Source organism: Mesorhizobium sp. L48C026A00 (assembly GCF_000502375.1).
Lineage (GTDB): Bacteria > Pseudomonadota > Alphaproteobacteria > Rhizobiales > Rhizobiaceae > Mesorhizobium > Mesorhizobium muleiense.
Window position 1 is genome coordinate 217,512 of the sequence record NZ_AYWU01000013.1, and the last position, 18,510, is coordinate 236,021.

Here is an 18,510-nt window from a genome sequence, read left to right on the forward strand (position 1 = left end):
CTCAATGCTCCGGCTCGAGCAGCCGGTAGTGGGCAGCCAGCGCGATGGCGTGGAAGCGGTTGCGCGCGCCAAGCTTGCGTGTCGCCGCGTTGAGATGCAGCGTTGCTGTCGGCACCGCGCGGCCAATCTCGCGCGCGACCTGCTTGGCCGTCAGTCCGGCGGCGGCGAGGCGCAGGCACTGGCGCTCGCGCGACGTCAGGTGGACGTATGGGCAGGTGCGGATGCCGGCATCGAAACCGGCGTAGACGGAGTCGTGCAAGAGATGGCCCAGATCGCCGATTTCGGCGATTAACTGCCTTGCTTCGGCCTCGAACCCTGGCTCTGGGTCGGCGCGGGTCGCGGTGAAGGTGGCCAGATCCCCACCGGCAAGACGGATGGGCACGGTGACGCCGCAGGTCATCCTGGTATCGAGCAGATAGCTGATCACCGGATCATGCCTGGACCGAAGCACATGCTGCATGACGGTGCTCTGAACGCCCTTGTGCGACCAGAGGAACGGCCTCGATACGGCGAGCGCGGCTTCCTGCACCGGGTCAAGCTGATAATAGCCGCCTTTGCACCAGAGATCCTGCATGTCGCGCGGCACGTTGTGCAGAGCCATCAGCGACGGGGTGATCAGGTCGCCCTCATGGCTGACCGGCACGGGCGTATAGTCATAGATGAATGAGGTGAAACCGACGGGCTCCAGCACATCGGTCGCCACCGCCATGGCGGCGTCGATGCTCATTCCCGTTCGGAACCGGCTCTCTAGATCGCCTGAAAAGCCCTGCATGCGACAAGCTTACCCGCTGGCCATTGCTTGTCAAATAGCCATGTCACCCGCGTGCCCAATAAATAGGCTTAAGGCTGGCCTCTCCGACCTATCTATCTTAATAGCTATCCTGCTCGGCTTCGCTGGTCGTAGTCTTTTGCGATTGGGCGAAGGTGCGGAGACCACCCGCGACCCAGATCATTTCCAGCCACGCCGCAGTCGTGGATTGCGTATAGCGTGGCCAGTCGACACGCTTTCCACGAGGAAACACAGCCATGCGACCCCAAAAGGCACTTGCAGCGTTGATACCCGGCCTGGCTCTGCTCGGCATGACGATCGTGTCGCCGCCGAGCAGTGCCTTGGCCGCGGAAGGCAAGCTTGGCGGCACGCTCCGCTTGCTGGCCAACGCCGCTGCCGGCACCGCCGATCCGCATATCAATTACACGCTGCAGTTTTTCCAGATGAACTATATTCTCTACGATGGTCTGGTGACCTACAAAAAGGCCGGGGACAAGACCGGCTTCGAGGTGGTCGCGGACCTCGCCGAAACCCTGCCGAAGGTCGAAAACAGCGGCAAGACCTACGTCTTCAAGCTGCGCAAAGGCATCAAGTTCGCCGACGGCTCGGACGTCACCAGCAAGGATGTGGTGGCTTCGTTCCAGCGCATCTTCAAGATCAGCGGGCCGACGGCCGGGACCTTCTACAACGGCATCGTCGGCGCCGATGCGTGTTTGAAAACCCCGGCGACATGCACCCTCGATGGCGGCCTGTCGGTTGACGACGCAGCCGGAACGATCACCTTCAACCTGGTCCAGCCGGATGCCGAGTTCCTGCAGAAGATCGCCATTCCGCACGCGGCGATCCTGCCGGCGGGCGCGCCGCTCAAGGATGCCGGCACTGATCCGATCCCGGGCACTGGGCCCTACATGATCGCGAGCTATGACCCGAACAAGCTGATGAAAATGGTGCGCAATCCTCACTTCAAGGAATGGAGCAAGGAAGCCCAGCCGGCAGGGTATCCCGACGAGATCGACTATGAATTCGGCCTCACCGACGAAGCGGCGGTGACGGCGGTCGAGAACGGGCAGGCGGACTGGATGTTCGATCCGCCGCCGGCGGACCGTCTCGGCGAACTCGGCACAAAATATGCCAAGCAGGTCACGGTGCATCCGCTGATGGCGATGTGGTATGCGCCGATGAACAACAATCTGGCGCCGTTCAACGACATCCGTGTTCGCCAGGCGGTGAACCTCGCCATCGACCGCGCCGCGATCATCAAGCTCTTTGGCGGCAGCAATCTGGCGCAGCCGGCTTGCCAGATCCTGCCGCCGGGCTTCCCGTCATTCGCGCCTTATTGCCCATTCACCGCCAATCCGGGCGAAAAGTGGTCGGCGCCGGATATGGACAAGGCCAAACAACTGGTTGCTGAATCGGGAACTGCTGGTCAGGAGGTGACGATCATCACCGAGGACAGCAGCGTCTCGAAGTCGATCGGGGTCTATCTGCAGGACGTGCTCAACCAGCTCGGCTACAAGACATCGGTCAAGCCGATCTCGCAGAACATCCAGTTCACCTACATCCAGAACACCAACAACAAGGTGCAGATCTCGGTCTCGCAATGGTTCCAGGATTACCCGGCGCCATCCAATTTTCTGGAAGTGCTGTTCAGCTGTGCCTCATTCACGCCGGGCTCGGACGCCTCGGTCAACATTTCCGGGTTCTGCGACAAATCGATCGACGCGTCGATGGCCGAAGCAGAGACAGCCACCATCGCCGACCCAGCCAAGGGCGCAACACTCTGGACGGCCATCGACAAGGCGGTGACGGACAAGGCCCCGGTCGCTGTTTTGTTCACACCCAAGCGGGTCGATGTCGTCTCTTCCAGGCTGAAGAACTTCACCTTCAGCCCGCAATTCTACTGGATCGTCAGCCAGTCCTGGGTCGAATGATCCCCTCGAGCCAATGCGACGGAGTGCCACCGGCGCTCCGTCGCATTTCCTTTTCCGCCGGATCAGCGCATCTTCCAGGTCGAGATTTTTGCCAGGCAATCCCGTTTATGGTCCCCCGTTCATGGTCAATGTCATTGCGGACCAGCCTGCCGCCCCGGTCCGCCAGGCCGCCGCTGGCCCATGGCGCACGGCATGGCGCAAGCTTAAAGCCGATCGTTCGGCAATAGCGGCGTTCGGTGTGCTCGTCGTCATCGTCATCGCTTCGCTGGCGGCGCCGCTTTATGCGCAATACATCGCCCACACGGATCCTTTCGTAACCAATCTCAACGGCGAGATCGTCATCGATGGGGTGACCCAGCCGGTACTGCAGGCTTTCACCGAAGGCCTTGGCCTCGGCATGACGCCGATTGGGCCGACCTGGCGGATCGGGCCGTATCTGCTCGGCGCCGACAATCAGGGCCGTGACGTCGCGGCGCGACTGCTTTATGGCGGGCGGGATTCGCTGCTGATCTCGGGCGCTGCAGCTGTGCTGTGCCTCGTCCTGGCGACCTTTCTGGGGGTTGTTTCCGGGTTCTTCGGCGGCATTGTCGATGTCGGCCTGTCGCGCATTCTCGACGTGCTCTGGGCGTTCCCGGTTTTCCTGCTGGCGATTTCCCTGTCGATCGTGCTGATCGCGCAGAGCATCCAGATCGGTCCGTTCGAAATCCGCTCCGGCAGCCTGTGGCTGCCGATCTTCATCATCGGCATCGTCTATGTGCCCTATGTGGCACGGCCGATCCGTGGCCATGTCCTGACCTTGATGCAGGCCGAATTCGTCACCGCGGCGATCGGGCTTGGCGCGTCGCCCTGGCGCATCCTGCTGCGCGACATCATGCCAAATGTGGTGACGCGCATCATCGTTTTCGTGCCGTTGATCCTGGCACTCAACATGATGACCGAATCCTCGCTGTCGTTTCTGTCGATCGGCGTGCAACCGCCGGACGCCAGCTGGGGCACGATCATCCAGGACGGTCAGGGCCTGCTCTATTCCAGGCCGATCGTGGCGCTGGCGCCCGGGCTTGCCATTGTCATCACTGTGCTGGCTCTCAACATTCTCGGCGACGGCGTGCGCGATGCGCTCGATCCGAAATCCTCGCCGAGGGGCATCTAGTGCTTGCCGCCATGAGTTTTCGGCTCGGCCAGATGGTGCTGGTCATGTTCGGCATCAGCGTCGTCGCTTTCCTGATCTTCTTCGCCACGCCCGGTGCCGATCCCTCGGCGCGCATTGCCGGCCGCAACGCGTCCCAGGAGACATTGGTCCAGGTCCGCCACGATTTCGGTCTCGATCGGCCATTGCCGGTGCAATACGGGCTAATGATGAATCGGCTTTTCGTCAGCCGCGACCTCACCTCCTTCGTCAATCGCGGGCAGCGCGTGATTCCTGCGGTGACAGGCGCCATTCCGGTTACGCTGTCGCTGGTCGGCGGCGCGGCGGTGCTGTGGGTGCTCGGCGGACTGATCGTCGGGGTGATCGCCGGCGCGACGCGCGGCACATTCATCGACCGGGCGCTGATGATCCTGAGCCTGATTGGAGTGTCCGTTCCGGTCTTCTGGCTCGGCGAGGTCGCCAATCTGCTGACACAGAGCCGCTGGCATGACACTTGGCTGTTTTCTTGGGTTCCTCCGCTCGGCTACATCCCCCTGACACAGGACCCCTGGGGCTGGTTCAAGGCGCTCGTCATTCCGTGGTTCGCGCTGGCGACGCTTTATGTCGGCCTTTACGGACGGGTGCTGAGGGCAAGTCTGATCGAGATGATGCAGGAGGATTTTATCCGCACCGCGCGGGCCAAGGGGATCGGCGAGCGGCGGGTTTTGCTGCATCACGGCCTCAGGACGTCACTGGTGGCATTCGTCACCATGTTCGGTCTCGATTTCGGTGCCTTGGTCGGCGGCGGCGCGCTGTTGACCGAAGTGGTCTTCGGGCTGCAGGGCGTCGGGAAATTGACCTATGAGGCACTGCAGACCCTCGACCTGCCGATGATCCTTGCCACGGTGATCTACGCCTCGTTTTTCGTGGTGATGGCAAACTTCGTCGTCGACGTCGTCTTCGTCTTTATCGACCCGAGGGCTCGCGATGTCCGTTAACGCTCCCCTTCTCGTCGTCGAGGGTCTCACCGTATCCTTGCGCAGCGACGCGGGGCTGGTGCGGGCTGTGGCAGGCGTCTCGTTTGCCGTCGAGCAGCGGGAGATCGTCGGTGTCGTCGGTGAGTCCGGTTCCGGCAAAAGCCAGACCTTGCTGGCCATCATGGGGCTGATCGACAGCCCCAATGCCGTCGTCTCCGGTTCAATCCGCTTCATGGGGCAGGAGCTCGTCGGGCTCAACCGGCGTGCGCTCGATGCCATTCGCGGCCGCCAGGTCGCGATGATCTTCCAGGATCCGATGTCGGCGCTCACCCCGGTGCATACGATCGGCAACCAGATCGGCGAGCAGGTGCGTGCGCATGAGAAAGTGTCGGCGCGGGCGGCGCGGGCGAGGGCGGTGCAGTTGCTGGATGCGGTCGGCATTGCCAATCCTGATCGGGTCGTCGACGGCTATCCGCACCAGCTCTCCGGCGGCATGCGCCAGCGTGCGGTGATTGCGATGGCGCTCTCGTGCAACCCGGCGCTGCTTGTCGCGGATGAACCGACCACGGCCCTGGACGTGACCGTGCAGGCGCAGATCCTCGAACTGATCGGACGGCTGCGCGATCAGTTCGGCTCGGCGGTGATCCTGGTCACACACGATCTTGGCGTCGTCGCCCAGGTCGCGGATCGGGTCTTGGTCATGTATGGCGGACGCTTCGTCGAGGAGGGCCGCAAGAGCAGCGTGTTCCGAACGCCGCTGCATCCCTACACATGGGGACTGTTCGGCTCGATCCCGCCGATGGATGGTGAGCGTCCGGTACGCCTCGCCGCGATTCCGGGAGCTCCGCCTTCCCTCTCCGACCTGCCGAAAGGCTGCGCCTTCGGTCCGCGCTGTGCCTTTCGCCACGATGCCTGCCTGGTCCAGCTCCCGACAATGGGTGGCGACGGCCATCGCGCCGCCTGCGTATTACCGGAAGCCAGACGCAAGCAATTCAACATCCACAAGGCTGTCGGCGTGGAAATGCAACGATGAGTGCTGCGCCACGCGAGCGCCCGCTACTTCGCGCCGGAGATCTTTCGAAGCATTATCACGTCGGCCGCTCGATTTTCCCGGCGCAGCGCCGGACGGTCCAGGCGGTCGACACGGTATCGCTCGACATCTGGCCCGGGGAAACGCTTGGCATCGTCGGGGAGTCAGGTTGCGGTAAATCCACTCTTGGCCGATGCCTGGTGCGTCTGACCGATATCACCTCCGGTTCTCTGGAGTTCGAGGGCCGCGACATTACCGACGCGTCCCAGCGTCAGCTCCGTCCGTTGCGGCGACAGATGCAGATGGTCTTTCAGGATCCGAGCGCCTCGCTCAATCCACGTCGGCGGGTGGGCGATCTGCTGGCCGATCCGTTCCGCATCCATGAGCGCATCTCGGCATCGGAAATGACGGACCGCGTCGCCGAGCTTCTGCGCCGGGTCGAATTGTCCCCCGAGCACGCGTCGCGCTATCCCCACGAATTCTCGGGCGGCCAGCGGCAGCGGATCGGCATTGCTCGCGCGCTGGCGCTCAGGCCAAGGCTGATCGTGGCCGACGAGCCGGTCTCGGCGCTCGACGTTTCGATCCAGGCCCAGATCGTCAATCTGCTGGCCGATCTGCGCGAGGAGTTCAACCTGACCTATGTATTCATCGCCCATGATCTATCCGTGGTGCGCCAGATTTCGACGCGCGTGGCCGTCATGTATCTGGGATCGGTCGTGGAGAGCGGGCCGACCGATCTGGTCTTTGCGGCGCCCAGGCACCACTACACCACGGCACTCCGTTCCGCGGTGCCGATACCCAGTATCGATCGGGCACGACGCGAGCGGCTTGTCCTGAAGGGTGACTTGCCGAGCCCGATGAACCCACCCTCCGGCTGCCGGTTTCACACCCGCTGCCCGGCTGCCACTTCCATGTGCCGCAACGAACGTCCGCTGCTGCAGAGCACGGGCGACGGTCGCCTGGTTGCTTGCCATCATCCGGGCGGCGGGTAAGGCGCGGTTGCGTGTGGCGGCGAAGTCGAAGCACAACGGTCTAGATTGCTCCCTCAAGCGGGCGCGGCTGTGCCGAGAGCTGCGGCCAGGACATCAGCGAGGCCACGGCCGGCGCTGCCGTCCTCGTCGAGGCGCGGATTGTAGATGGTGACCTCGATCCCGACCGCCTTGCCGCTCGCCAGGATGATGCGGAGCGCCGCCGACAGTTCGTCCCAAGACAGCCCGCCCGGTATGCGGAAATCGACCGCCGGCATGATCGCATCGTCGAGACAATCGGCGTCGAGATGGATGAAGATGCCGTCGAGTTCCGCCCGCGTCAGGTGGCCAACGGCGGCCCGGGCGGCGGCTTCGACGCCCAAGCGGCGGATGGCGTGCAGATCGTAGGCCATGAACTCGGCTGGCAAAGGCTGGCTGCCGAATTCGGCCTGGTCCTCGTGGTCGCGAAATGCGAAGGCGACGACGTCCCCGGAGCGCACCAACGGGCGGCGGCCCTCCAGGTCGGTCAGCAGCGCCGGCCCGTAGCCGGTGACGAAGGCCAGCTCCATCGACGCGCCTTCGCTGTTGGGCTCCGCTTCCGGCTGGAAGAAATCGGCGTGGCCGTCGATGAAGAACAGGCCGTAGCGGCCGCGCCGGCGCAGCGCGAGCATCGGACCCAGCAGGATCGTACAGTCGCCGCCCAGCACCACCGGGAATTCGCGGGCGTGCAGCACCTCCTCCACGGCGTCGGCGAGCTTGGGTGACCACGCCGCGATCGCCTTGGCATTTCAGCGTCAGGGTGGCAGGGTCGGGCTTCGGGTCTTTCGGCGGGACGGCCAGCCGCCCGGCGCGGCGCGCATGGATGCGTTCGGCGAGGCCCAGTTCCAGCAGCCGACCGGGCAAGGCTTCAACGCCGTCGGTCGCCAGACCCAGCGAGGACGGCGCTTCAAGGATGGCATAGGGGCGGGTCGGCATCAGGTGCTCCCAGGTATCGCGAGTGAGAACCGGCGCAACGCCAGCGGTTTCCGCTACTGAGCGCTGCTGCCGGTTTGACGGCCCCATAAGCGACGCTTTTGCAGCCAAAAAATCGCCTCGCAGCCGGCGTAACCCAGTACGTGGGCGAAAGCGAGGAGATTTCAAGCCGCCGCCCAACTTCCCTGTTGAAGGCAGGATCGCAAGTTTTCCGACCGGTGGGAGACCGTTTTTGAGCGCATTCAGAGAGGACGATGCGCGGCCAAAACGGGGCGCTCTTCTCAAAGGCCCTCATCCCAATAGGGTGCGCGTCCTATGCATCGAGCAAGGTGGTCGACGAAGGCACGGACCTTCATCGACATGAGCCTGTTGCTGGGATAGACGGCATAAATCGTGCTGGCTGGATGCTCCCAGGCATCCAGCACGCGGCGCAGCGCGCCGGTACGCAGCGGCTCCGCCACCGCCCATGTGGGCAATAGGGCGATGCCGATGCCGTCGAGTGCGGCAACGCGCAGCATCTCCGCATTGTTGCTGCGAAAGCTGCCGCCCACGGTCACCCGCACCTCGCCAATTTTGCCGGTAAGGCGCCATTCATCGCCCCAAGGCAAAAGGCTGGTGCAGAGGCAGTTGTGCTTGGCGAGGTCGCCCGGCTCGCGCGGCGCTTCATGCTTGGTGAGATAGGCGGGCGCAGCACAGGCAACGAGCCGGGATGGCGCGAGCTTGCGCACGACAAGCGGCGAATCCTCGAGCGCGCCGATACGGATCGCCAGATCCAGCCCCTCATCGACCAGGCTCACATGCGTTGGGCTCAAGGCGATGTCGACGGAAAGGTCCGGATAGCGCCTCAGGAATTCCGGGACGGCCGGCGCCACATGCATCCAGCCGAAGCTGTCGGGCGCCGATATGCGAAGCGTGCCGCGCGGTTCGCGCTGCAACGCGCTCGCCTCTTGTTCCGCCGCTTCAGCTTCGGCGAGAATCCGGGCGCAGTGGCGGTAGTAGGCTGCGCCCGCTTCGGTCATCGTGAGCCGACGCGTGGTGCGGTTGAGGAGGCGAATGCCCAGGCGCTGTTCGAGCCGCTGGACATGGGCGCTGACTGCCGATTTGGAGAGTCCGAGCCGGTGAGCCGCAGCCGAGAAACTGCCGCTGTCCACGACGCGAGCGAACGCCGCGATGCCATTGAGCGGGTCCATCATCGGATTGTCCTGAAATCCGGACAGCATGTCCATACAATTCCGGCTAATCGACGGACGAGAACGGCCTATCTCCTGGTGGACGACCTGAACCACGAAGGAGATCGACGATGGATGCCAAAGCTACAGCGGCTGAAGCGTTCGTGCGCGAGCCGGCGGCCGGCTCGACGCTCAACGTTTTGGGCATCGCCCATATCTACAAGGCCACCGGCGCCGAGACCGCCGGGTCCTTCTCGCTCTGGGAGTCCGTGGTTCCGCCGGGCGCGGGAGTGCCACCGCACATCCATGCCCGAGAGGATGAAGGCTTTTATGTGCTGAGCGGCGAACTCGTCATCGAATTCGAGGGCCAATCCGCGCCCCATCGCGTTGCGCCCGGCGGCTTCTTCTTCGGCGCACGCGGCCGGCGCCATGCCATCCGCAATGTCGGCGACAAGCCAGCTCGCGTGCTCGTCTTCTGCGCACCGAGTTGCGGCCTTGATCAGATGTTCGCGGAATTGGACGCCGCGACTGCCGCCGGCACGCCGGAGATGGCAAAGGTCGTGGCCATCACCGCCAAATACGGCGTCACCATCGAGGCGCCGGCTGATCCGCCGCACTGAGGTCGAACGATCGTCTGTCAGGCCGGAAACAGAAATGCGGCGGCGGGATCGAAATAAATCTGTCTGCTCGAGGCGATGCCCTCCTGTGCTCGCGCCATGTCGGATGTCGGCCTGACGTCGATCTCCTGGCCGGCGGCGGTGCGTGCGATGACGCGCCGCCGCTCGCCGAAGAAGGCGGTGTCGATGAATTCGACCGCAAGCCCGGCCGTGGCCGCGCCGGGTCTCAGCCGAAACGCTTCCGGCCGCACCATCAGCCGGGTCTTCTGGCCTTGGCTGAACTCCCGATCGTTCCTGACGCCGGAGACGACCGAGCCATCGGCGAGGCGGATCGTGGCGGCGCCGTCGACGGTTTCAAGATGCTCGGCCGGCAGGAAATTGGAATTTCCGATGAAGCTGGCGACGAATTCGCTCGCAGGTCTCAGATAGAGGTCCTCACCGCTGCCGATCTGCTCGATGCGCCCGTCACGAAACAGGGCGATGCGATCCGAAAGATGCAGCGCCTCGTCCTGATCGTGGGTGACGTAAAGGATCGTTACGCCGGTTTCGCGATGGATGCGCCGTATCTCGGCCTGGATTTCCTCGCGCAGCTTCTTGTCGAGCGCCGAAAGCGGCTCGTCCATCAAAAGGATCGGCGGATCGTAGGCCAGCGCCCTGGCAAGCGCCACGCGCTGCTGCTGTCCGCCGGAAAGCGCGCCAGGATATCGGCCGCCGAAACTCTCGAGCCGTACCAGCGACAGCATCTCGGCGACTTTTCGGTTCACCTCTGCGTCCGGACGGCGGCGCACGCGCAACGGAAAGGCAACGTTCTCGGCGACGGTGAGATGCTGGAACAGCGTGTAGCGCTGGAACACCATGCCGATATTGCGCTTGTGCGACGGCACCGACAGCAGCGACCTGCCTTCGAGAAGAACGTCGCCGGATGTCGGGTGCTGAAAGCCGGCGATCGCATAAAGTGTCGTCGATTTGCCAGAACCGGAAGGGCCGAGAAAGGTCAGGAACTCGCCCTTGGGTATGTCGATGGTGACATCGTGTACGGCGACGAAGCTGCCGAACGCCTTGCGCAGGTCGCGAATGGAGAGGAACGGTTCGGTCATTTCGACAATTTCCGCCGAATGAGTGCGGTTACGATCATCAGGCTCAGCGTCAGAAGAACGAGAAGGCTGGAGGCCGCAGCGATGACCGGGCTGAGATCCTGGCGCAGGCTGCCCCAGATCTTGACCGGCAAGGTCTGCAAGGTGGGGCTTGCCATGAAGATTGCGACCACCACCTCGTCCCATGAGGCGAGGAAGGCAAAGATCGCCGCCGAAAAAATCCCGATCTTGATCGCCGGCAAGGTGACCCGGAGTTTTGCCTCGAAGGGGCTCGCGCCGCAGACGATCGCCGCATCCTCGATGGATTTGTCGAAACCTTCGAGTGCCGCAGTGATCGGAATGATGGCGAAGGGCAGTGCCAGGACCGTATGGGCGATGACGAAGCCTACCGTGGTGCCGCCGAGCCCGATCCGCAGGAAGAATGCATAGATGGCGATGGCGAAGACGACAACCGGCAGCACCATTGGCGTCAGCAGCAGGCCGCGAAGCGTATTGCGCCCGCGAAACTGTCCCCTGACCAGCGCGAAAGAAGCCAGCAGCCCGATGACGACGGCAAGAATCGCGGCCATGGTGGCAATGCGCGCGCTGGTCAGCGCCGCTTCGAGCCAGGCCGGATCGGCGAAGAGCTCCTCATACCATTTCAACGTCCAGCTTGGTGGCGGAAAAGCCAGCCACCGCGACGACCCGAACGACAAAAGCACGATGAAAACCACCGGCAGCAGCAGAAACGCGGCAACCAGGCCGGTGAAACCCAGAAGTGCTGCGCGCAGCCAGCCCAGCCGGTCGTAGTCGAGCAGCATCTCAGATGCCTCCTGTCATGCGCTTGGCGCCGACGAGGCGCAGCTGCAGCGCGTAGAGCGCCATGGTCACCAAAAGTAGGATGAAAGCCGCCGCGCTTCCGAGCCCCCAGTTGAGCAAGGACTGGATCATCTGGGCAATCATTGCGGCGAGCATCATGTTGGAGGTGCCGCCGAGCAGCGTCGGTGTCACGAAATAGCCGAGCGACATGACGAAAACCATCAGGCCGCCTGCAGCGATTCCGGGAAGCGATAAGGGCAGCAGAATGCGGCGGAAGGCGTCGAAGGGGCTCGCACCGCACAGAGCGGCGGCGCGCAGCGTCATCGGATCGATGGCGCGCAGCGTTCCGACCAGTGGCAGTATCATGAAGGGCAGCATGATGTAGACCATGCCGATGGTGACGCCGGTCAGGTTGTTGATCAGCGGCAGCGGCTCGCTGATCAGGCCGATATCCATCAGCGTCCGATTGATGACGCCGGTGCGTTGGAGCAGCACCATCCAGGCATAGGTGCGGGTGAGCAGATTGGTCCACATCGACAGGATGATGATGCCGAAGACGATCGAGCCGAGGGCAGGCGGCATGATCGCCAGCATCCAGGCGACTGGAAACGCCACGATCACGGTTACGGCGGNCGAAGACGATCGAGCCGAGGGCAGGCGGCATGATCGCCAGCATCCAGGCGACTGGAAACGCCACGATCACGGTTACGGCGGTGACGACGGTGGCGACCAGAAAGGTGTTGAAGAAGACCCGCGCATAGGTGCCGTCGCCAAACAGGGTGGCGTAGTTCTGCAGGCCCGGCACGGGTTCGGTCAAGCTGCGCAACAGCAGCGCAACAACCGGCACCACGAAGAACAGGGTGATGAGGGTCAGCGCCGGCAAGGCGCCGCCGATACCGTCGGGCCTTCGGAGGATTGGCTGTCGATGAAGCAAATTGCCCGACATGGCGATAATCCCGGCAGCTCAGGCGGGACGCCTAGCGACGCCCCGCCGGTTCATGGGTGAGGTCGGCGGCTATTTGGCCTGCCAGGCGTACCAGCGCTCGGCGATCTTATCGCGGTTTTCAGCCCAGTAGTTCATGTCGAGGTTGATCTGCCCGTCGACATAGGCGTCCGGCAGCGACTTGACGACATCGGCCGGCATTTCGGCCTTGGCTGCCGTGTTGATGGGTGCGTAGCCGCTTGCTTCAGCAAACATGGCCTGGCTTTTCGGGCTTGTCGCAGCGGCCAGGAATTTCATGGCGCTCGCCTTGTTCTTCGAACCCTTGGGAATGACGAGCACGTCGGCGGCGGTCATGTTCTGGTTCCAGGATACGCCGACATCGGCGCCGTCCTGCTCGAGGGCGAAGACCCGTCCGTTCCAGAGCTGCCCGAAGGCTGCCTCACCGGAGGCGATCAGCTGCTGCGACTGCGCGCCGCTGTCCCACCAGACGATTTCCGATTTGATCGTGTCGAGTTTCTTGAACGCCCGGTCGAGGTCGAGCGGATAGAGCTTGTCTGCCGGCACGCCGTCGGCCAACAGCGCAATCTCGATGACGCCCGGCGCCGACCATTTGTAGAAAGTGCGTTTGCCGGGAAATTTCGTCAGGTCGAACATGTCGGCCCAGCCGGTTGGCTCGGCCGACACCGCCCCTTTGTTCCAGGCAAGAACGAAGGAGTAGTAGAAGCTGCCGACCGCATGCTCGGTGGTGAAGCGAGGATCGAGATCGGCTTTCGGCACGACGTTGAAATCGATCGGCTCGAGCAGGCCGTCCTTGGCCGCCTTGATGGCGAAATCCATCTCGACATCGACGACATCCCAGGCGACGCTGCCGCCTTCCACCATGGCCTTCAGCTTGCCGTAGTCGGTCGGGCCGTCCTGCAGGACCTTGATGCCGGAACTGGCTTCGAACGGAGCAGCCCAGGATTTGGTCTGCGCCTCCTGGGTGGTTCCGCCCCAGCTGGTGAACACCATTTCATCGGCGTGTGCGGCGGTGGCTGCCAGGAGTGCGGCCAAAATGCCGGTCAAAATCAGTTTCATGTCATTCTCCTCTGTTGGTTGTCTGGTTCTTGTTTTTATGAATTGCGCGATTGCCTCATCGCATGACGAACGGGTCCGGGATCGGCTCGTCGGATATCCGTATCCAGACGGATTTCGGGCGCGTGTAGTCGCGGATGGCGTCGAGCCCGCCCTCGCGGCCGAACCCCGACTGACCATAGCCGCCGAACGGCACGAGCGGCGAAACGGCGCGGTATGTGTTGACCCAGACGATGCCGGCATGGATGTCGCGCGCCATGCGGTGCGCCTTGGCGAGATTGGTGGTGAACACGCCCGAAGCGAGGCCGAACGGCGTATCGTTGGCAAGCGCCAGGGCTTCGGCTTCCGTGTCGAAGATGAGAACGCTGAGCACCGGACCGAACAATTCCTCGCGCACGCAGGGCAGCGCTGAATCCTCGGCATCGATGATGGTCGGTGCGTAGTAGAAGCCGTGCGGATGATTGTCGGGCCTTTTTCCGCCGGTGACCAACGTCCCGCCATTGGCGAGGCTCTCGGCAACGATCTTCTCGATCCATTCCCGCTGACGTGGCGTTGCCAGCGGTCCCATTTCGGTGGCTGGATCCTGCGGATCACCAATTTTGATGGCCTCGGCCTTGTGCTTCAGCCTGTCCAGGAACTCGGCCTTTATCGAACGCTCGACAAGCAGCCGGGAGCCGGCGACGCAGCTTTGTCCAGACGCTGCGAAAATCCCGGCCACCACCGCGTTGGCCGCGCTGTCCAAGTCGGCGTCGGCGAAAACGACAACTGGACTTTTCCCGCCCAGCTCCAGCGTCGTATAGGCGAGATTTTCCGCCGTGTTGCGGACGATAGCGCGAGCGGTCGAAGGTCCGCCGGTGAAGGCGACGCGTGAAACCAGCGGATGACTTGTCAGGCGCCGGCCGCAATCGTGTCCGAACCCGGTCAGTATGTTGACGCTTCCGGCGGGAAATCCGGCCTCATGAACGAGTTCGGCGAAGGCCAGCAGCGGCGCTGGACCATCCTCCGAGGCTTTCAGGACGACCGTGCAGCCGGCGGCCAGCGCCGGGCCGAGCTTGACGGCCGAAAGGAAGAGCTGTGAATTCCACGGCACGACGGCAGCGACGACGCCGATTGGCTCGCGCCGGATGGTGACGTCCATATCGGCCTTGTCGATCGGCACATGCGAGCCTTCATGCTTGTCGGCAAGCCCGCCATAGTAGCGATAATAGTCGCCGACATAGGCGATCTGGGCGCGGGTCTCGCGGATGATCTTGCCGGTGTCGCGCGTTTCCAGTTCGGCCAGGCGGCCGGCATTGGCGACGACCAGGTCGCCGAGGCGCACCAGCAGCTTGCCGCGCGCCGTCGCCGTCAGCGAGGCCCACGCGGCCGAGTGCAGCGTCCGGTGCGCCGCCTCGACGGCGCGGTCGACATCGGCCTCGGTTGCGGCGGGCATCGTCGCCCAGGGCGCTCCGGTTGATGGATCGATGCTTTCGAAGGTGGCTGTCGGCGTATCGAACGCCCCATCTATGAAGTTGCTGAAGGCCACAAGGGTCATTGCGGCCTCCCATGCCCGAAGGCCGGCATCACCTTGTCGACGAACAGCTGCAGCGACTTCTTCTTGCGCTCGTGCGGCAGACCGCTGTCGATCCAGATCGAGTACTGGTCATAGCCGAGGGCCTCATATGCCTTAAGCCGGGTGATCACCTCTTCGGCTTCGCCGATGACCAGGTTCTGTCGGATTTTGTCCGGCGCATATTGCGGCATGGCTGCGATCTCGTCGTCGGAGAGCGCTTCCAATATGCCTTGGCGAACCGGCTTCTTGTTCTGGAACCACGCGCCGAACTGGCAGTAGAACAGCGACAGGTCCCTCGTCAGTTGCTCCGCATCGGCGGCGTCTTCGGCAACGAATGTGTGCATCAGCAGCATGATCTCGGGGCGGGCCATGTCGGGATGCGCCGCGCACGCCGCGTTGAAGCGCTCCATCAGGCTGGTTACTTCGTCGTCGCCGGAGGCGAGCGGCGTCACCTGGACCTTGCAGCCGTTGGAGACGGCGAAGTCGTGCGAGTTCGGATCGCGCGCCGCCACCCAGATCGGCGGGTGCGGCTTTTGCACCGGCTTGGGCGACGAGGTGGTCGAGGGAAACGACCAGAATTCGCCGGACATCTCGAAATCGCCTTCCCAGAGGCCCTTGATGGCCGGGATGATCTCGCGCATGCGCTGGCCCGCGCCCCAGGCGTCGAGCCCAGGGAACAGGCGTTTGTACTCGTAGCTGTAGGCGCCGCGGGCGATGCCGATGTCGAGCCGGCCGCCGGTGACGACATCGGTCATGGCTGCCTCGCCGGCGAGCTTGATCGGATGCCAGAACGGCGCGATGACGGTTCCTGTGCCGAGCCGGATGCGCTTCGTCCTGGCGCCGAGATAGGCGATGTTGATGAACGGGTTTGGCGAGATGGTGAACTCCATGCCGTGGTGTTCGCCGATCCAGGCCGTCTCGAAGCCTGCCGCCTCGGCCATCACGACCAGTTCCTCAAGCTCATCGATGAGGTTGGCATGCGGCTTTGCCGGGTCCGAGCGTTCCATATGGACGAAGAGCGAGAACTTCATATCTGTTGACCCGGACTGGAAGTGGTGATTGCTACCGGCTTGGCGAGCGGACGGATTTCACCTTCGACCTCGTTGCCGACATAGACTCCAAACGCATCCTCCCGACATTCGCGAACATAGCGGGCGAGCATCGAGCGCACGGCAGCGTCGGCGATGTTCAGTCCGGCAATCCTGTCGATGTCGACGAGCCGGACCTGGCGATCGCTGGAGTGGGGCGCGGCTACCGTGCCGCGGTAGTAGACGTGCGTTCGCGATGGGCTTGCGGCGTCGTCCCAGACCGCAAACAGGAATCCGAGATGAGCCTCGATGGCTTTCGCAGCGAGGCGTCCCCTAAGGCTTCGCGTGTCGCCGGGTGCCCCGAGCCCTCGGCCCGCCGGCAGTTCGAACAAGCCGTCGGCGGTTTCGAGGAACAGCACGCGGCCTTCATCTTCGAGGATGGCGCCGACCTCCATGTCGGGCGGCGCGGCCGCCAGTGCTTCCTGGCTGAGGCCGGGCGAGACGTAGGCGCCACGGCAATAGCCGAGGGGCTGCGATGCATTGTGGGAGAATTCGCGAACGCGGCCGATGAGGATCGAATGGTCGCCGGCGTCGACCAATTGCTCCATGTCACAGTCGAACGTCGCCACCGATCCAGCGAGCAGCGGGCTGCCGGTCGGGCCGAAGCGCCACTCGACAGCCGAGAACTTGTCCTGCGATTTCGAAGCGAAGACGCCGGACGCGGCTCGCTGTTCCTCCGAGAGCACGTTGACAGCAAAGCATTTCGAGGTCGAAAACACCGGATGACCCAGCGCTTTCTTGGCGATGCAGACCAGCACAAGCGGCGGATCGAGCGAAACGGATGTAAACGAATTGGCGGTGAAGCCTCGAGGCTCTCCTTCCGGCCCGATCGCGGTGACGATTGTAACGCCGGTCAGGAAGGAACCGAGCGCCCGCCTGAATTCGCCCGCGTCGAAGGCTGTGTCCATTGCCGGTCGCGCCGATGTGCTTGCGCCGTCGTTGCTCTCGAGAAAATCGACAATGCGCCGTGTGACCACGTCAGGCGAGGCTACGGCCATCATATGTCGTTCGCCCTCCAGAACGACGCAGCGACCGCGCGGCGCGAGGCGTGCCATCGCCGCCGACATCGCAGGCGAGGAATTCCTGTCCTGCGAGCCGGTCATGAACAGGGCCGGCATTGCGAGACCGGAAAGACGATCGCCATGCGCCGCATCGGCATGGGCGAAAAGTCGATAGGTGCGCGCATAGCCCTCGGAGCTGACGCTTTGCAGTGCCACGCGCGTCATCCTTGCCGCCTCGGCCAGGCTGTCGGGTACCGGGTTGCCGAACCAGCGCGCGATCGTTGCGTCCGTCCCCGACGGGTTTTCCGCGCCATTCAGTTCGGCGGCGCGCTCGCGCACTGCCTGCGCAAGCTCCGCCGGGCGGCGAAAAACCGCATTGAGCGAGACGAGGCTACGAACCCGTTCGGGTGCATTGAGAGCGATTTCCTGCCCGACCAGCGCCCCCATTGAATGGCCAACGATCGAGACGGCATCCAGGCCAAGGTGATCGAGAAGCCGAATTGCCTGTCCGGCATAATCGGCGAGGCTGGCGTCCTCGGGCGGCAAAGGCGACTGGCCGTGTCCCAGGATGTCGATTGCGATCACATCCCATCTGTTTTTCATCAGCTCGATCTGGGGTGCCCAGATCGCCGCGTTCATGCCGACACCGTGGATGAGAAGGACCGGCGCGCCGAATCCGGCACGGATGAAACCGGTGCCGTCAGGCGCCGTTCCGCGACGCCAGCCACGGTCCGTCAGCTCAGCCATGCAGGTCGCCGACCTCCTTGAGATCCTGGTAGCGGTCGCCGATGCGATGATGCGGTCGTCCGCCGATCGAGGCGCCAAGCGCCACCACCAACTCGTCCGGCGCCGGCGCGTCGCCGATCTGGAAGTGCACCGTCAGGTAGTGCGAACGTCGGCCTTCATCGTTCTTGTCCATGAGCGGGATCATGATCGGCGTGTTCGGCCCGCCGCGCAGGTTGGTGAAGGCAAGATAGGTCTTGGCGCCGACGGCACGCCGATAGTGGTTGCCGAAATGCAGCGTGTGGATGAGCGCCGAGGCATGCTCGATCTCGCCTGATGTGCCGCAGATTGCGGCCTTGCCGTAGCCTTCGATCGCTTCGCCGGATCCGGCAACTGCGAGGATTTCATGGGTCAGCATCTCCCCCAGAACCGGCGCATAGGCGCGGATCTCGGGCGAAAGGTCCTCCGTGAAACCGCGCCCGGCCCAGGGGTTGTCGAGCACCGCCGCCACGCCGATCAGGCGCAGCGGCCGGGGGGCCGCCTTGCCGCCTTCGATCAGCGTGTTCTCGACATGGGTGACGATCTTTCGAATGGCCGGCTTCATCGAATCCTCGGTGTCGGTCGGCTGAGGCATCCGGAAAAGTTCCGCTTTTGCCTAGCTGTCTTATGGTATACCAT

At 63.7% G+C, this 18,510-nt stretch carries 15 protein-coding genes and 2 pseudogenes; 6 read left to right on the forward strand and 11 right to left on the reverse strand.

Annotated features, from left to right (window positions below):
- Position 1: 1 nt before the first annotated feature.
- The gene (locus X738_RS63470) at positions 2-727 is read right to left on the reverse strand and encodes a LuxR family transcriptional regulator (RefSeq protein ID WP_245277715.1); all 726 of its coding nucleotides are present in this window, start codon (positions 725-727) and stop codon (positions 2-4) included.
- Positions 728-1,026: 299 nt separating this feature from the next.
- On the opposite strand from X738_RS63470, the gene X738_RS63475 reads away from it, so the two are divergent.
- The 5 genes from X738_RS63475 (at position 1,027) to X738_RS63495 (ending at position 6,825) form a co-directional block, all read left to right on the forward strand.
- Complete coding sequence (locus X738_RS63475) at positions 1,027-2,700, forward strand: ABC transporter substrate-binding protein (protein WP_023800434.1); 1,674 nt, start codon at positions 1,027-1,029, stop codon at positions 2,698-2,700.
- A gap of 121 nt (positions 2,701-2,821) precedes the next feature.
- On the forward strand, positions 2,822-3,850 hold the full coding sequence (locus tag X738_RS63480) for an ABC transporter permease (RefSeq protein ID WP_031255458.1): 1,029 nt from the start codon (positions 2,822-2,824) through the stop codon (positions 3,848-3,850).
- 11 nt (positions 3,851-3,861) lie between these two features.
- A complete protein-coding gene (locus tag X738_RS63485) occupies positions 3,862-4,824 on the forward strand; it encodes an ABC transporter permease (protein WP_245277716.1) in 963 nt (320 codons plus the stop codon).
- Complete coding sequence (locus X738_RS63490) at positions 4,814-5,836, forward strand: ABC transporter ATP-binding protein (RefSeq protein WP_023800437.1); 1,023 nt, start codon at positions 4,814-4,816, stop codon at positions 5,834-5,836. The genes X738_RS63485 and X738_RS63490 overlap by 11 nt, the downstream gene beginning before the upstream one ends.
- On the forward strand, positions 5,833-6,825 hold the full coding sequence (locus X738_RS63495; RefSeq protein WP_023800438.1) for an ABC transporter ATP-binding protein: 993 nt from the start codon (positions 5,833-5,835) through the stop codon (positions 6,823-6,825). The genes X738_RS63490 and X738_RS63495 overlap by 4 nt, the downstream gene beginning before the upstream one ends.
- Positions 6,826-6,878: 53 nt before the next feature.
- Here the strand turns inward: X738_RS63495 and X738_RS63500 are convergent.
- Together X738_RS63500 and X738_RS63505 are read right to left on the reverse strand one after the other, a co-directional pair.
- A pseudogene (locus tag X738_RS63500) lies at positions 6,879-7,776 on the reverse strand (arginase family protein).
- Positions 7,777-8,054: 278 nt separating this feature from the next.
- Positions 8,055-8,993 (reverse strand): LysR family transcriptional regulator, encoded by a 939-nt coding sequence (locus tag X738_RS63505; protein ID WP_198032840.1) that lies wholly within the window; start codon positions 8,991-8,993, stop codon positions 8,055-8,057.
- A gap of 80 nt (positions 8,994-9,073) precedes the next feature.
- Between X738_RS63505 and X738_RS63510 the strand changes: the two genes are divergently transcribed.
- Positions 9,074-9,562, forward strand: a complete 489-nt coding sequence (locus X738_RS63510) for a cupin domain-containing protein (protein WP_023800440.1) — start codon at positions 9,074-9,076, stop codon at positions 9,560-9,562.
- A gap of 17 nt (positions 9,563-9,579) precedes the next feature.
- Here the strand turns inward: X738_RS63510 and X738_RS63515 are convergent, their stop codons facing one another.
- From X738_RS63515 to X738_RS63550, 8 genes and pseudogenes are all read right to left on the reverse strand, one after another.
- On the reverse strand, positions 9,580-10,656 hold the full coding sequence (locus X738_RS63515; RefSeq protein ID WP_023800441.1) for an ABC transporter ATP-binding protein: 1,077 nt from the start codon (positions 10,654-10,656) through the stop codon (positions 9,580-9,582).
- A complete protein-coding gene (locus X738_RS63520) occupies positions 10,653-11,453 on the reverse strand; it encodes an ABC transporter permease (RefSeq protein ID WP_023800442.1) in 801 nt (266 codons plus the stop codon). The genes X738_RS63515 and X738_RS63520 overlap by 4 nt, the downstream gene beginning before the upstream one ends.
- Position 11,454: 1 nt before the next feature.
- Positions 11,455-12,397 (reverse strand): annotated as a pseudogene (locus tag X738_RS63525) (ABC transporter permease).
- A gap of 69 nt (positions 12,398-12,466) precedes the next feature.
- Entirely contained in the window at positions 12,467-13,471 is a 1,005-nt protein-coding gene (locus tag X738_RS63530) for an ABC transporter substrate-binding protein (protein ID WP_023800443.1), read from the reverse strand.
- Between the two features lie 55 nt (positions 13,472-13,526).
- Entirely contained in the window at positions 13,527-15,002 is a 1,476-nt protein-coding gene (locus X738_RS63535; RefSeq protein WP_023800444.1) for an aldehyde dehydrogenase, read from the reverse strand.
- Positions 14,999-16,051 carry an LLM class flavin-dependent oxidoreductase gene (locus tag X738_RS63540; protein WP_023800445.1) on the reverse strand — a complete coding sequence of 351 codons (1,053 nt, stop codon included), beginning with the start codon at positions 16,049-16,051 and terminating at the stop codon, positions 14,999-15,001. Before X738_RS63540 ends, X738_RS63535 begins: the two co-directional genes overlap by 4 nt.
- A complete protein-coding gene (locus X738_RS63545; RefSeq protein ID WP_023800446.1) occupies positions 16,048-17,856 on the reverse strand; it encodes an alpha/beta fold hydrolase in 1,809 nt (602 codons plus the stop codon). The genes X738_RS63540 and X738_RS63545 overlap by 4 nt, the downstream gene beginning before the upstream one ends.
- A complete protein-coding gene (locus X738_RS63550) occupies positions 17,849-18,436 on the reverse strand; it encodes an amino acid synthesis family protein (protein ID WP_023800447.1) in 588 nt (195 codons plus the stop codon). The genes X738_RS63545 and X738_RS63550 overlap by 8 nt, the downstream gene beginning before the upstream one ends.
- Between the last annotated feature and the right edge of the window lie 74 nt (positions 18,437-18,510).

Bases quoted from the DNA above. Each gene is read 5' to 3' on its own strand.
- X738_RS63470 (WP_245277715.1), bottom strand. From the start codon at position 727: ATGAGCATCGACGCCGCCATGGCGGTGGCGACCGATGTGCTGGAGCCC.
- X738_RS63475 (WP_023800434.1), top strand. From the start codon at position 1,027: ATGCGACCCCAAAAGGCACTTGCAGCGTTGATACCCGGCCTGGCTCTG.
- X738_RS63480 (WP_031255458.1), top strand. From the start codon at position 2,822: ATGGTCAATGTCATTGCGGACCAGCCTGCCGCCCCGGTCCGCCAGGCC.
- X738_RS63485 (WP_245277716.1), top strand. From the start codon at position 3,862: ATGAGTTTTCGGCTCGGCCAGATGGTGCTGGTCATGTTCGGCATCAGC.
- X738_RS63490 (WP_023800437.1), top strand. From the start codon at position 4,814: ATGTCCGTTAACGCTCCCCTTCTCGTCGTCGAGGGTCTCACCGTATCC.
- X738_RS63495 (WP_023800438.1), top strand. From the start codon at position 5,833: ATGAGTGCTGCGCCACGCGAGCGCCCGCTACTTCGCGCCGGAGATCTT.
- X738_RS63505 (WP_198032840.1), bottom strand. From the start codon at position 8,993: ATGCTGTCCGGATTTCAGGACAATCCGATGATGGACCCGCTCAATGGC.
- X738_RS63510 (WP_023800440.1), top strand. From the start codon at position 9,074: ATGGATGCCAAAGCTACAGCGGCTGAAGCGTTCGTGCGCGAGCCGGCG.
- X738_RS63515 (WP_023800441.1), bottom strand. From the start codon at position 10,656: ATGACCGAACCGTTCCTCTCCATTCGCGACCTGCGCAAGGCGTTCGGC.
- X738_RS63520 (WP_023800442.1), bottom strand. From the start codon at position 11,453: ATGCTGCTCGACTACGACCGGCTGGGCTGGCTGCGCGCAGCACTTCTG.
- X738_RS63530 (WP_023800443.1), bottom strand. From the start codon at position 13,471: ATGAAACTGATTTTGACCGGCATTTTGGCCGCACTCCTGGCAGCCACC.
- X738_RS63535 (WP_023800444.1), bottom strand. From the start codon at position 15,002: ATGACCCTTGTGGCCTTCAGCAACTTCATAGATGGGGCGTTCGATACG.
- X738_RS63540 (WP_023800445.1), bottom strand. From the start codon at position 16,051: ATGAAGTTCTCGCTCTTCGTCCATATGGAACGCTCGGACCCGGCAAAG.
- X738_RS63545 (WP_023800446.1), bottom strand. From the start codon at position 17,856: ATGGCTGAGCTGACGGACCGTGGCTGGCGTCGCGGAACGGCGCCTGAC.
- X738_RS63550 (WP_023800447.1), bottom strand. From the start codon at position 18,436: ATGAAGCCGGCCATTCGAAAGATCGTCACCCATGTCGAGAACACGCTG.